Origin of the sequence: Nonomuraea sp. NPDC050227 (assembly GCF_044459705.1) — a bacterium.
Classification (GTDB): domain Bacteria; phylum Actinomycetota; class Actinomycetes; order Streptosporangiales; family Streptosporangiaceae; genus Nonomuraea.
Genome location: NZ_JBITJF010000004.1, coordinates 411,897 through 424,538, shown reverse-complemented (window position 1 = coordinate 424,538; position 12,642 = coordinate 411,897). Strand labels below are relative to the sequence as shown.

At 71.6% G+C, this 12,642-nt stretch carries 13 protein-coding genes; 8 read left to right on the top strand and 5 right to left on the bottom strand.

Features of this window, described 5'->3' with window-relative positions; all coding sequences use genetic code 11:
• The first annotated feature begins 133 nt into the window (after positions 1 to 133).
• Positions 134 to 607 (top strand): SigE family RNA polymerase sigma factor, encoded by a 474-nt coding sequence (locus ACIBK9_RS19060; RefSeq protein ID WP_397159710.1) that lies wholly within the window; start codon positions 134 to 136, stop codon positions 605 to 607.
• The gene (locus tag ACIBK9_RS19055; RefSeq protein WP_397159708.1) at positions 604 to 1,740 is read left to right on the top strand and encodes a hypothetical protein; all 1,137 of its coding nucleotides are present in this window, start codon (positions 604 to 606) and stop codon (positions 1,738 to 1,740) included. The genes ACIBK9_RS19060 and ACIBK9_RS19055 overlap by 4 nt, the downstream gene beginning before the upstream one ends.
• Positions 1,741 to 1,762: 22 nt before the next feature.
• Here the strand turns inward: ACIBK9_RS19055 and ACIBK9_RS19050 are convergent, their stop codons facing one another.
• Complete coding sequence (locus tag ACIBK9_RS19050; protein ID WP_387676046.1) at positions 1,763 to 2,350, bottom strand: helix-turn-helix domain-containing protein; 588 nt, start codon at positions 2,348 to 2,350, stop codon at positions 1,763 to 1,765.
• Positions 2,351 to 2,484: 134 nt separating this feature from the next.
• On the opposite strand from ACIBK9_RS19050, the gene ACIBK9_RS19045 reads away from it, so the two are divergent.
• Complete coding sequence (locus ACIBK9_RS19045) at positions 2,485 to 3,306, top strand: MBL fold metallo-hydrolase (RefSeq protein WP_397159706.1); 822 nt, start codon at positions 2,485 to 2,487, stop codon at positions 3,304 to 3,306.
• Positions 3,307 to 3,339: 33 nt separating this feature from the next.
• Here the strand turns inward: ACIBK9_RS19045 and ACIBK9_RS19040 are convergent, their stop codons facing one another.
• Together ACIBK9_RS19040 and ACIBK9_RS19035 are read right to left on the bottom strand one after the other, a co-directional pair.
• Positions 3,340 to 3,732, bottom strand: coding sequence for a hypothetical protein (locus tag ACIBK9_RS19040; protein ID WP_397159704.1), 393 nt, complete (start codon positions 3,730 to 3,732; stop codon positions 3,340 to 3,342).
• Positions 3,733 to 3,764: 32 nt separating this feature from the next.
• Positions 3,765 to 4,694, bottom strand: a complete 930-nt coding sequence (locus ACIBK9_RS19035) for a zinc-binding dehydrogenase (protein ID WP_397159702.1) — start codon at positions 4,692 to 4,694, stop codon at positions 3,765 to 3,767.
• Positions 4,695 to 4,769: 75 nt separating this feature from the next.
• Here ACIBK9_RS19035 and ACIBK9_RS19030 point away from each other — a divergent pair, with 75 nt between their 5' ends.
• Entirely contained in the window at positions 4,770 to 5,411 is a 642-nt protein-coding gene (locus ACIBK9_RS19030; protein WP_397159700.1) for a TetR family transcriptional regulator, read from the top strand.
• 20 nt (positions 5,412 to 5,431) lie between these two features.
• Here ACIBK9_RS19030 and ACIBK9_RS19025 read toward each other — a convergent pair whose 3' ends face one another.
• Entirely contained in the window at positions 5,432 to 6,019 is a 588-nt protein-coding gene (locus ACIBK9_RS19025; protein ID WP_397159698.1) for a TetR/AcrR family transcriptional regulator, read from the bottom strand.
• Positions 6,020 to 6,124: 105 nt separating this feature from the next.
• Between ACIBK9_RS19025 and ACIBK9_RS19020 the strand changes: the two genes are divergently transcribed.
• The 3 genes from ACIBK9_RS19020 to ACIBK9_RS19010 all read left to right on the top strand — a co-directional run bounded on the left by ACIBK9_RS19020 (position 6,125) and on the right by ACIBK9_RS19010 (position 9,195).
• Positions 6,125 to 7,585, top strand: a complete 1,461-nt coding sequence (locus tag ACIBK9_RS19020) for an MFS transporter (RefSeq protein ID WP_397159696.1) — start codon at positions 6,125 to 6,127, stop codon at positions 7,583 to 7,585.
• 51 nt (positions 7,586 to 7,636) lie between these two features.
• A complete protein-coding gene (locus tag ACIBK9_RS19015; protein WP_397159694.1) occupies positions 7,637 to 8,005 on the top strand; it encodes an NUDIX hydrolase in 369 nt (122 codons plus the stop codon).
• A gap of 131 nt (positions 8,006 to 8,136) precedes the next feature.
• Entirely contained in the window at positions 8,137 to 9,195 is a 1,059-nt protein-coding gene (locus ACIBK9_RS19010) for a polyprenyl synthetase family protein (protein WP_397159692.1), read from the top strand.
• A 30-nt stretch (positions 9,196 to 9,225) separates the two neighbouring features.
• Here the strand turns inward: ACIBK9_RS19010 and ACIBK9_RS19005 are convergent, their stop codons facing one another.
• Positions 9,226 to 10,539: a hypothetical protein gene (locus ACIBK9_RS19005; protein ID WP_397159690.1), complete on the bottom strand. Its 1,314-nt coding sequence runs from the start codon at positions 10,537 to 10,539 to the stop codon at positions 9,226 to 9,228.
• 221 nt (positions 10,540 to 10,760) lie between these two features.
• On the opposite strand from ACIBK9_RS19005, the gene ACIBK9_RS19000 reads away from it, so the two are divergent.
• Positions 10,761 to 12,581 (top strand): M4 family metallopeptidase, encoded by a 1,821-nt coding sequence (locus tag ACIBK9_RS19000; RefSeq protein ID WP_397159688.1) that lies wholly within the window; start codon positions 10,761 to 10,763, stop codon positions 12,579 to 12,581.
• Positions 12,582 to 12,642 lie beyond the last annotated feature (61 nt).

The following is a 12,642-nucleotide window of genomic DNA, read 5'->3' as shown; positions in this document are numbered from 1 at the left end:
TCGAGCTTCTCGCCAGAATCGTGCCGGCGTGACGCAACCTTCGCGGGTGCTCGCGCATGGAGAAGACATGCAGTTCGACATCACTCACGGCCCTCCCCGTTCTCCGGCCGCCGCGGCGTCGGTTGACGCGGCGGTGACCGAGTTATTCCTCTTTCACCGGCTCGCCCTGGTACGGCTGGCGTTCCTGCTGGTCGGCGACCAGGAGACCGCCGAGGACGTGGTCCAGGACGCCTTCGCCGCGGTGTATCGCAGGTGGAGCGCGCTGGCCGACCACGAACAGGTGCTGCCCTACCTGCGCACGGCCGTGCTCAACGGAAGCCGGATGGTGTTGCGGCGCAGGGCGGTCATCGGGCAGTTCCGCGGCCAACGCGAGGTTCCGCTCTGGTCGGCCGAGGCCGCGGCGCTGCTGGGTGAGACCCGGCGGCAGGTGTTCCAGGCCGTCCGGGATCTGCCGCGGCGCCAGCGCGAGGTGCTGGTGCTGCGTTTCTACCTTGAACTGTCGGAGGCGGAGATCGCCCAGGTGATGGGGATCAGCCGCGGAACGGTCAAGTCGACGGCATCCCGTGCGCTGCGTGCGCTCGCCGCCGAACTGGAGGAGGAACGATGACCCGTGACATCGAGGACCGGCTCCGCGACGCCTTCACCGCCGGCGCGGAACTGGTGTCCCCCGAGAGCCTCGCACCGGTCGCCTCCCCTGCCGCGGTCCAGCCGCGACGGGGCCTTCGAGGGCTGCCGATCCTGGCAGCGGCGGCGGTCGCCGCCGTCCTTACGGCGGTCGTGCTGGTCTCCAACCTGATCGCCGTGCCCGCCCCCCTGTCGAACCCCGCGCCGCACCCCGCCGACGGCAACGAGGAACTGCGCCGCCTGGCGGCCCGCATCGCGCGGCTGCCGGACGACCAGGGCGCCTACTGGTACAAGTCGGAGCTGAGCGACACCCTGATCCGGGTACGAGCCGGAGGACGCACGTTCAACGCGAAGGTCTCCTCCACGTCGGTGCTCTGGGTGCCGCGCGACCCCAAGGACCCCGTGCAGACGCAGAACCGTGAACCGATCCTGAGCCCGGCGACTCCGGCCGACGAGCGCGCCTGGCGAGCCGCGGGGTCGCCCGGCAAGGTGCAGCGGGTGTGCACGCCCGGCACGAGAGCCGCCGACTGCGTGAAGCTGCCGATGCTCGCGAAGGACACGGCCTGCCAGTACGCCCGCGACGTCGCGCCCGACCAGGGGCCCGGTGCCACCGCGCTCGGCGGTTACACGCCGGCCCAGATCCTGGCGCTGCCCGCCGACGAGAAGGGGCTGCGGGAGTGGCTGAGGGCCGAGGCGGCCAAGAAGGACAAGGGCGTGACCCCGCCGCTGGAGGAGGTCATCGCCGGCTCCCGGTTCCTGCTGTCGAAGCCCCTCCGCCCGGCCGTCCGGGCCACCGTCCTGCGCCTGCTGGCCGACCTGCCGACGACCGCCGTCCGGGGGGTGGTCAGGGACCCGCTGAGCCGCGAGGGCCTGGCCGTGGACTTCGGCGAGGGCAAGCGGTACTTCAGGGAGTTCGGCGAGGACGACGAGGTGATCGAGGACCATTCGACCGTCCTCGACCCGGCGACCGGCGAGATCCTGGCGGAGATCACCAAGGCCGGAGAGGACACCGTGGGCCTGTCCAAGGGACAGACCGTGGACTCCCAGACCTGGACGCCGACGACGGGCTGGACCGACGACCGCCCGGAACGCCCGCGGAACTGCCGTCGCCTGTAGCCGGAGGGTGCTGCACGGCCGATCAGGTTCGGCGTGAGATGAACATGATGTACTCGCAGGGAGCGTTCGTCCGGTTGGCGAAGCCGTGGTCGGCGTCGGCCTGGAAGAACAGGGAGTCGCCCGTCTCCAGGGTCTCGTTGATCCCGCCGATCGCGACGGTGAGACTGCCTTCGAGCACCAGGAGCTGTTTTTCCGTACCCGGCGGATAGGCGGGCAGCAGCCCGGTGGACACCTGGGCGGGGAGGTGGTGGAAGACCATCTCGGCGCCTCCCGCGCCCGGGGCCGCGGACACCATGTGCCGCTCGAAGCCGGTCTCCGGGTCACGGAACACGGGACGATGGTTCCTGCGCATGACGACGGCCACGCCGGACGCGGCCCCGGCCGGCGCGCCGATCAGGTCCGAGAGCGACGCGTCGAGCGCGTGGGCGATCCTGGACGCGACGCCGATCGTCGGGCTCTTCTCACCGCGTTCGACCTTGGACAACATCGCGCGGCTGACCGACGACTGCGCGGACAGCTGCTCCAGCGTCAGGCCCGCCTCCTCGCGACGTCGCCGCACGTTGACGCCGAACGCGCCGGCCAGGTCGTCACCGTGCTGTGGTTCGGCCACGTTTCCGTCTTTCTCGACCACCGTGCTCCTCGATCGATCCGTCCCTCGCTGTCCCACAGTGTAGGGTTTCTTCTAAAGAAGATACTGTCTTCTATCGAAGACGGGCGATGCGCGCCCGACATGACGGAGGTTCCATGCGTTTCACTTCGGGTGGCCGGCTCCACGCCACGTTCGAGTTCGGCGAGCTGCAGGTGATCTCGTTGCGCGACGGGTACATCGACATGCCGCCCACGCGGCTGCGCGACGAGGACGGGCGCACGCTCGGCGAGCTGCCGGCCGCCGTCCCGCTGGCCGGCGGCAACCTGCGGCTGTCGGTCAACGCCTTCTACGTCACCGACGGCACGCGGTCGGTGCTCATCGACACCGGCGCGTCCGACGCCTGGCACGTCCCCACCATGGGGCTGATCTACGACGCGCTCGACGAGGCGGGGGTCGACCGCGCGGACGTGACGGACGCGGCCATCACCCACAACCACGAAGACCACGTGAGCGGCCTGATCGCGCCGGACGGCTCAGAGGCGTTCCCCAAGCTTGAGCGCGTGTGGATCGGCGCGGGCGACGCCTCGGTCTTCGCCGGGCGGCGGCTGGAGCCGATCCGCGACCGGGTCGTGCCCGTGTCGGAGAAGGTGGCGATCAACGAGTGGGCCACCGCGCTCCCGACGCCGGGCCACACCCCCGGGCACACCGTCTACGAGATCAGCAGCTCCGCCGGCCGTCTTCTCGTCTGGGGCGACACCGTTCACGTGCCCACGCTGCAGTTCGATCGGCCGGAGGTGTCCTGGGAGCTCGACGGCGACCAGGCCGAGGCCCGCGCCGCGCGAGCGGCGCTGCTCGAACGACTGAGCCGGCCACACCACTTCGTGGCCGGCGCCCACCTCGACTCACCCGGCATCGCGCGCGTGACCCCCTCCGGCGAGGGCTACGCGCTGGAATACCTCGCACCGCCGATCGGCTGATCGACCCCGCCGGCTCCGGGCCGCGTCCGGCGCTCACGCGTCGGTCACCACGACGTCCTCGCTCCTGACGAACATGACGCGGTGGGTGCCGCGGACCACCCGGTGCTGCGTGGTGTCGAAGGTCGTCGCCCTGTAGTACTCGCCGGTGGTGGTCAGTCCGACCGTGTACGCCTGCCCGGCCGGGAACGTGTACTGCAGCGGGACCAGCGGCTGCACCTCCACGTCCGAGGCCGACCGTGGGCCGGGCCAGTCGGTTTCGGGGTGGCCGTCGTCGCAGCCGATGCAGTGCGGACGGCTGGTGTCGTGGTCGGGCCGGATCATGACCGTGGCCGTGCCGGCGTCGCCGTCGGGGCTCAGCGGAGCGCCCAGCAGGTCGAAGAAGTGGGCCCAGTCCCATTTCTTTCTGGAGACCCCGGCCCCCCGCACAGGCTCTCGGGCTCACTCGTCCAGCCCGCCTCTCACGTCAGGTCGAGCACCGCCTTGCCGTGCACGCGGCGGTCGAGGAGGGCGGTCGCCGCCTCGGCGGCGTCGTCCCAGCCGCCGCGCCAGGTGATCTCCGGGCTCAGCGTGCCGTCCGCGACCCGCCCGGCCAGCCAGGTCAGGTCGCGGTGCAGGCCCTGGCAGTAGAGCAGGTGGAAGGTCACCAGCGAGCGGTCGTGGCGGTCGGGCCCGCCGAACAGCGCGCCGAACGGGAAGTTCTCGCCCTCGCCCGTGGAGTGGCCGACGGCGACCAACGTGCCGCCCTCGGTGAGCTGGTCGAACGCCTCGACCAGCGGGACGCCGCCGAGCAGGTCCAGGACGCCGTCAAGCCGTCCGCCGCTCTCGGCGGGAGCGGCGACGACCTCGTCCGCGCCGAGCGCCCGCAGCCCGTCGCCGTGCCGGGCCGGGTCGCCGGTGGCGGCGATGACGTACGCGCCGCCGAGCCGGGCGAGCTGCACGGCGTACCGGCCGACGCCGCCCGTCGCGCCGGTGACCAGGACGCGCCGCCCCAGGATCGGCCCGAGGCGGTCGAGCGCGCGCAGCGCGGTGGCGCCGGCGACCGGGATCGTGCTGATCGCGCCGGGGTCCGCGCCCTGCGGCACGACCCCGATCCGGTCGGTCGGGACGGCCCGCAGCTCGGCCCACCCGCCGTCCCAGCCCAGCGTGACCACGGGCGTGCCCGCGGCGGGCCCCGAGCCGTCGGCCGCCGCCTGGACGACGACCCCCGCCGCGTCCCAGCCGAGCACCGTGCCCTCGGGCGCCTCCTGCAGGGCGTGCCTGACCTCGCCGTAGTTGAGCGACGTGGCGGTGACGCGGACCAGCGCCTCGCCGGACGTCGGCACCGGGTCGGGCGCCTGGCCCACCCGCAGACCACCGGGAACGGAACGGTCGACGATCAAAGCGCGCATGATGACATCCTCCAAAGTGCCACTGAGTGGCATAAGCCTATAGGAGGCATATGCGCTCCGGATACACTGGGGACGATGACCGCCGACCTGCTGCCGCTCCGCGAGCGCAAGAAGCTCAAGACCAGGGCCGCCCTGGTGGACACCGCGCTCGCGCTGTTCACCGAGCGCGGCTTCGACCAGGTGACCCTCGACGAGCTGTGCACGGAGGTCGAGGTCTCCAAGCGCACGTTCTTCCGCAACTTCGCCAGCAAGGAGGAGGTCGCCTCCGCCCCGCTTGAGGCCCTGTGGACCGCGCTCCTCGACGACGTCGAGCACGCGCCGCTCGGCGGCCGTCCCGTGCTGGAGGTGCTGCAGGAGGCGATGCTCGCGGCGGTGCGCCGGATGTCGGCGGAGGGGCCGGAATGGGTGGCCCGCGTGCGGCTCAGTCAGGAGCTGTCGCAGCGTACGCCGTCCATCGCCGCGCACGGGCTGCAGTTCTGCGACCGCACCAGCGCGGCCTTCGAGACCACCCTGCGCAGGCGGCTCGGCCTCGGCGACCGCGACCACCGGCCCAGGCTGGCGCTCGACCTGCTGGTGGCCGCCTTCCACGCCGCCCTGCGCGGCTGGACCACCGCCTCACCGGACCCCACGCTCGACGACCTGCTCGCCGAACTGCGCACCGTCTTCGCGGCCACGCCGCAGGCGGCGACCTTCACCGGCGACGAGCCGGGCCGCTGAGCCTCCCTGGGCCAGCAGGTTCAGGCCGGCCCATCTGCCCGGCGGTGAAGCCCGTCGAACATGACGGCCAGAAGCTGATCACGGTGCGCGGGGGTCCGCTCCACCGCCCAGGCGACTGAAGCGATCAGCGAGAAGAGGGCGGACGCGTCCACATCGGGCCGGATCTCCCCCGCCTGCTGGGCCCTGGTCAGCAGTTGCGCCCCGGCGGCCTTGACGGCCTGGCAGGTGGCGTGGAGTTCGGACGCGGGGTCGGCGAGGCTGTCCACCAGGGCGTCGACCAGGCCGCGATAGGCCATGGCATGCTCGACGGCGGCCGTCGTCCAGGTGATCAGGGCCCTGCTCGGGGACGGTGAGGCGAGCAGCTCGTCCGAGCGCGCCCGCAAGCCGCGCAGGCTGTCGCCCAGCAGCGCCTCCAGCAGTGCCTGGCGGGTCGGGAAGTGCCGGTAGAGGGTCACGTTGCCGACGCCGGCGGTGCGCGCGATGTCGTTCAGCGACGCGCCGACGCCGTGTTCGGCGAACGCCGCCCGGGCGGTCGTCAGGAGCCGCTCGTAATTGCGTCGCGCGTCTTTGCGCCCTACGGGCCGGGCCCGCGTCGACCGATCCGCCACCGGAACCCTCCACACATTTGCCAAAACGAGGAAGCTCCTCATATCTTAGCCCACCGAAAGCGAGGAGGTTCCTCGTTTATTGTGGACACCATTCCGAGGAGTGCCATGACCGAGCACAGCACGCACGCGGCGAGAACGGGCCCCGGGCCGGCCGGCGCCGCCGCCGCCCACCAGCGCCACCCCGGCCTGGTGCTCGCCATCGTGCTGACCTGCCAGACGATGTTCATCCTGGACACCAACGTGGTGAACATCGCCCTCCCCGACATCCAGCACGACCTCGGCTTCTCCGCGGCCGGCCTGTCCTGGGTGCTCAACGCCTACATGCTGGCCTTCGGCGGTCTGCTGCTGCTCGGCGGTCGCGTGGGCGACATCGTCGGCCAGCGGCGGGCGCTCATCGGCGGAGTGGCCGTCTTCACCCTCGCCTCACTGGCCGGAGGGCTGGCCACCTCGGCCGGGATGCTGCTGGCGGCCCGTGCCGGTCAGGGGATCGGCGCCGCCGTCGCCGCACCGACCGTGCTCGCGCTGATCACCGTGGGCTTTCCTGACGCCGCGCGCCGGGCGCGGGCACTGGGGGCTTACGCGGCGGTCTCCGGTTCCGGCGCCGCGATCGGCCTCATCGCCGGCGGCATGCTCACCGACTGGATCTCCTGGCGGTGGGTGCTGTTCATCAACGTGCCGATCGGCGTCGTCCTGCTGATCCTGGCCCCGCTGTTCGTCACCGAGACCGACCGCCACCCGGGCCGCTTCGACCTGGCGGGTTCGCTGACCTCGACACTCGGCATGACCGCGCTCGTCTACGGCTTCATCCGCGCCGCCGAGCAGGGCTTCGGTGACACGGTCACGCTCGGCGCGCTCGGCGTGGCCGCCGTCCTGCTGGTCCTGTTCGTGGCCGTCGAGTCCCGTGCCCGGCAGCCGATCGTGCCGCTGCGGCTGTTCGCCGACCGCAACCGCGCCGGCGGCTACGTCGTGCTGCTGTTCGTGCTGGCCGCGGGCAACGGCATGTTCTTCTTTCTCACCCAGTTCCTGCAGCAGGTCCGCGGATACAGCCCGCTGCAGGCGGGCTTCGCCTTCGTGCCGCTGGCCCTGGTGATCCTGGCCTCTTCGGGAGCGGCGGCCCGGCTGCTGCCGCGACTGGGCGCCAAGACGCTGATCGCCGCCGGCGCCGGGGCGATCAGCCTGGCCCTGCTGTGGATGACGCGGCTGACGCCGCAGAGCGACTACGCCTCCACGCTGCTCGGCCCGATGATGATCGCCGGTCTCGGCATGGGCGCCTTGCTGGTGGGAGCCACCACCGTATTGTCCTCCGGCGTCCAGGCGCGGGACGCCGGCGCCGCCTCGGGCCTGCTCAACGTCATGCAGCAGATCGGTGGCGCGCTGGGGCTGGCCATCCTCGTCACGGTGTTCGGCGCGGCCACGCGCGCTTCGCGCGGACCGTCCCACCAGGTCCTCACCGAGGGGGTCACCGCGGCCTTCACCGTCGCCGCCGTGTTCACCGCCGCCGCGATCCTCCTGGCCCTGACCATGAAGACCCGTCCGGCTCCCGCGGCCGTGCCTGAGGCGCCGTAGGCCCTCCAGCCTCGCCCGGCTGAGCCCCGCTACCCGGACGGCAACGAGGACGTGTGGGACATCCTCGTGGGCGGCGCGACCGTCGCGATCGTCGCCCTCACCGACGATGAGCAGGTGGTGCTGGCCCGGCAGTACCGGCCGGGGCCCGGACGCGTACTGCTGGAGGAGGCCGGCTACGAAGCTGCGACGCTCGAAGTGGTCATGCGGACCTTTCTGGCGTCGTACGCCTCACATCGCCGCCACGCGGTCCTGGCCCGCGGGTGCCGGAAGGTCGCCGAGCCGAGACTGGACGACGGCGAGTTCATCGAGACCGTGCTCATGCCGATCGGCGCGTTCGTCCAGCACGTGCTCAGCGGGCAGATGACCGACACCGACCTCGCCTTCGCGGGGCTGGTCGCCGCCGGCTACCTGAAGCCGTGAGCACGGCCGAGCGCCTTTACAATGTAGATTAAATCCGGGCATCGGCGACACACCGGCCCGCAACCCGCTCTCCCCCACACTCACCGCTTAACCTGCAGAAACACATCCGGGGAAGAACGGAGCCGCCCGACATGCCTGTCGCCCCGCCCGGACCCGGCCGTACCGCCGAGCAGATCCTCGCCGACACGGCGCGGATCACCGATCCGGCGCTCATGCGCGCGGTGAACTGCCTGCCCTCACCGCTGCGGGAGAGTGCGTACTACCACTACGGCTGGGCCGGCCGGGACGGCGGGCCGGCCACCGGTGTCCGCGGCGGAACCGGACGCAAGGGCATCGCCTTCACCCTGCTGTGCGCCGGCATCGACGGCGGCCCGGTCGAACGCGGCCTGCCCGCCGTCGTCGCCGGCAACCTCCTCATGAACGTGGCCACCCTCCACGACGACATCGTCGACCTGGAGGCCCGGCGTCGCGGCCGGCCCACCGTCCTGGCGGCCTACACCACCGGGCACGCCATCATGGCCGGTGACGCCCTGCTGGCCCTGGCCTTCTCCCACCTGGGCGAGCACCCGCACCCCCGGACCCAGCAGGCGCTGCGGACGATGCGCGCGGGCTGGCTCCAGCTGTGCGCGGGCCAGGTCCGCGACGAGGAGCACGAGGGCCGCTGCGAGACCAGCCTCGACCAGGCCGTCTCCGTGCAGGCGGCCAAGACCGCCGAGGGCGTGCGCGCGGTGTGCTGCCTGCCCGCCCTGCTGACGGACGCCTCCGGCGCGCAGGTGGAGGCCGTCGGCCGGTTCGGGTTCCATCTCGGCATGGCCGTGCAGTACCACAACGATCTGTCGGACCTGTGGCCGGCGGAGCAGCTCAGCCGGTCCCGCTACGGTGACGTCCGCCGTCGCAAGATCACGCCCACGGTCGCGGCGTGCCTGGAGTCAGGGCACCGCGACAGCGGGCGGCTCGCCGCGTTCTACCGAGGGGACGGCGAGCCCGCCGAGGAGGGGCTGGCCGCCGTCGCGGACCTGATCGACCGGTGCGGCGGCCGCGCCTGGACCCGTGAACAGAACCGCGCGCACCTGCGCCTGGCCCTCCGGAGCCTCCAGGAAGCCGACCCGCCGCCGGCCGTCTACCGCGACGCGGTCACCCTCGCCGGCATCTACCTGGTGGGCGATGCCGGGCCCCCCGCCCACCAGTGAGCCGTTCCGGCTGATCCAGGGGCGGAGCCGTCAGTGCGGCACGTCCAGACCGGCGCTGCGGGCCGCGTCCATCGCCGCGGTGACGAACTGCTCGTAGGTTCCCATGCCGTTCTTCAGGCCGAACAGGTCGGTCTGCCGGTACTCCACGACCACGTGCGTCGCCTTGTACGGCGTCGTCTTCTGCCCCATGGAGTACGTGAACCACTCCGCCGGCCGTCCGGGGAAGGGCTCGTGGGCGGGGTAGCCGCGCGGCGGGGACATCGCGTCGTGGGCGATGCCGCGCGGGCCGTCGCCGCTCATGTGCAGGGCCAGCGTCTCGTCGCCCTGGCCCGGGTCGCCGCCCTGGATCGAGCGCAGCCACCAGAACAGGCTGAGCTGGTTGTCGTACGTCTGCCGCCCGCCCAGACCGTACGGCCGGGGGCACACCCGGGAATTCTTGTCCCCGTCGGACAGGGCGTTGACCATGGCGTCGAAGGCGGACCGTTCCACCTCCGTCAGCGCGTTCATGTAGACCGAGCGCAGGTTCGTGCGCGGCAGCAGCGCGAAGCCCGCCTTCGGCCCGTCGCCGGAGGTGAGGTTCTGATGGGCGAAGACCCACAGCATGTACTGGATCAGCGTGACGAACCCGATGAGGTTGGCCGTCTGGTGGCGTCCCTTCAGCCATGCGCCCACCCGGGCGCTGGGGTCGAAGCCGAGCACCCCCAGCCGGGCGGGCAGCTCGGCCAGCGGCACGTCCAGGGTGGCCTGAGCCGTGCCGTGGACGAGGTCCCTGCCGGCGGTCAAGGCCAGGACGTCGGCCTTGGCGTAGACGGGCGTCATCACCGGGTTGCCGGCGGAGTCGAAGTCGCACCGCTTGATGGGCGCGGCCAGGGACACGGTGATGATGTTGCCCACGTTGGTGCCCGGCACGAAGCGCAGCCCGTCGGTCGGCTGGACGTCGTCGTGGGTCTTGAGGTGCCCTTGGGCCACGCGCACGGCCTGCGTCTTGGCGCTCGTCCGGGCCCTGCTCGATCGCCGGGTGCCGGTCGTCGCCTCGCCCTCCTGCTCGTCGGACCGCAGGAACGTGGCGGGAAGCTTGGTGGTGTCGGGCGAACGGCCCGTCAGCAGGCTGATCAGCTCGCCGATGAAGACGAGCTGACGGCGCAGGGCGGCCCACGTCGTCACCGAGTCGGTGATGATCTCGACGTCGCCGCCGTCGGACTCGACGGCGATCCCGGGGTCCTGCCAGTAGCAGACGCGTCCCTTGGACGGCAGGGCGTCCTCGGTCTGCCAGCCGTCCTTGGAATCCGCCAGAAACCTCAGCTCGTTGCGCTGGAACTGCCATTCGAACCCGATCCTGGGCATGGGCGCCTCCTGGGGGATGTGTGTGGCTGCCCCTCCCGAGCAGGTCCGGCGTGCCTCAGATACGTGCTGACGGTGGAGTTCCTTCTGTCACCGGCTCCGGCCTGAATGGCCATAAATCCCGATTTTTCCGCCTATTTACCTCGATATTGACCTGCTGTGGTTCATCAACTCAAATGCAGGTGACCCCGTCCATCGCCCGCCGGCGCAAGAGGAGCGATTCCATGAGACGCAATGCCGTGTTAGCCCTGGTCACGAGTGCCGTCTGTGTGCTCGTGGCCACTTCGGTCCCCGGCCCGGCGAACGCCTCCAAAGGCGATCCCGCCGACCTCCTGGTGAAGTCCAGGCCCGCACTGCTGCACAGCTCGACCGAGGACGCCTACGTACGGCAGGCCCCGATCGAAGGGCAGAACGGGCTGCGCTACACGCCCTACACCCGCACGTACGCGGGGCTGCCCGTCTACGGCGGCGACTTCGTCGTGGTCAGCGCCGCCACCGGCGAGGTCCTGAGCACCTCCGTCTCCCAGGACAGCCCCCTGGACGTGGCCACCACGCCCAGGCTCGGCGCCGCCGAAGCAGTCCGCGTGGCCAGGAGCCAGCTGCCCCGGGTCTCCTCGATCGCCGCGCCCCGGCTGGTGGTCATGGCTCAGGGACGCGGCCGGCTGGCCTACGAGGTGCTCGTCCACGGCGCCGTCGGCGGCAGGGAGAGCAGGCTGCACGTCTTCGTCGACGCGCTGACCGGCGCGGTCGTCCTGAAGTCCGACGAGGTCAAGGCGGGGGTGGGCAACAGCTACTACAACGGCAACCCGGTCACCATCGGCACCATGTCGACCGGCTCCTCCTTCGCCATGATCGACCCGGTGCGGCGGAACGTGCGCTGCGGCGGCCCGAACGGCTCCGCCTTCACCGGGCCCGACGACTACTGGGGCAACGGCAGCGGCACCAACCTCGAGACCGCCTGCGTCGACACGCTCTTCGCGATCGACACCGAATGGGACATGCTCAAGACCTGGCTGGGACGCTCCGGCTTCAACGGCGCCGGCGACGGCTACCCCGCCCGCGTCGGCCTGAACGACGTCAACGCCTACTGGAACGGCGTCAACACCGTCTTCGGCCACACCTCCGACAACCTGCGCCAGCTCACCGCGATGGACGTCGTGGCGCACGAGTACGGCCACATCGTCTTCGCCACCACGCCCGGCATCGACCTCGGCGACAACGAGAAGGCCATACTCAACGAGTCCACCGGCGACATCTTCGGCGCGCTGACCGAGCAGTACGCCAACGAGCCCGCCACCCTCGACCCGCCGGACTACACCGTCGGCGAGGAGGTCAACGTCGACGGAACCGGCCCGATCCGCTACATGTACAAGCCGTCGCTGATCCCCGGTCACCCCGACTGCTACAGCAGCGCGGTGCCGTCGATGCCGCCCCAGGTCGGGGCCGGCGTGCAGAACCACTGGTTCTACCTGCTGGCCGAGGGCAGCAACCCGACGAACGGCCAGCCGCCCAGCCCGACCTGCGACTCCTCCTCCATCGTCGGGCTCGGCGCGCGCAAGGCGGGCCAGATCTACATGGGCACGCTGCTGCGCAAGACCTCCGCCTGGCCGCACACCATGGCCCGCCGCGCCTCGCTGCAGGCGGCCCTGGACATGTTCCCCTCGTCGTGCCTGGAGTACAACACGGTCAAGGCCGCGTGGAACGCCGTCCGCGTGCCCGCGCGGGCCGGCGAGCCGTACACGTGCGACTTCTCGGTCGCGGTCAACCCCGCCGCGGCGACCGTGCAGCCCGGCCAGACCGTGAGCGTCACCGTCGGCAGCGCCGTCGTCTCGGGCGCCCCGCAGCAGATCTCGCTGTACGCCAGGGGGCTTCCGGCGGGCATGACGGCGTCCTTCAGCCCGTCGAGCATCACCACCGGCGCCACCTCCACGCTGACCGTCACGGTTGGCGCGAGCACCCCGTCCGGGACCTACCCGATCACGGTGCTGGGCGACGGCGTCGCCCTCGACCACACAGCCACCCTCACCCTGACCGTGGCCCCATGAGCCGATGACGCCTCAGCCGGGCTGTGCCCGGCTGGGGTTGCGGCGGCCGCGCAGGCAAGCG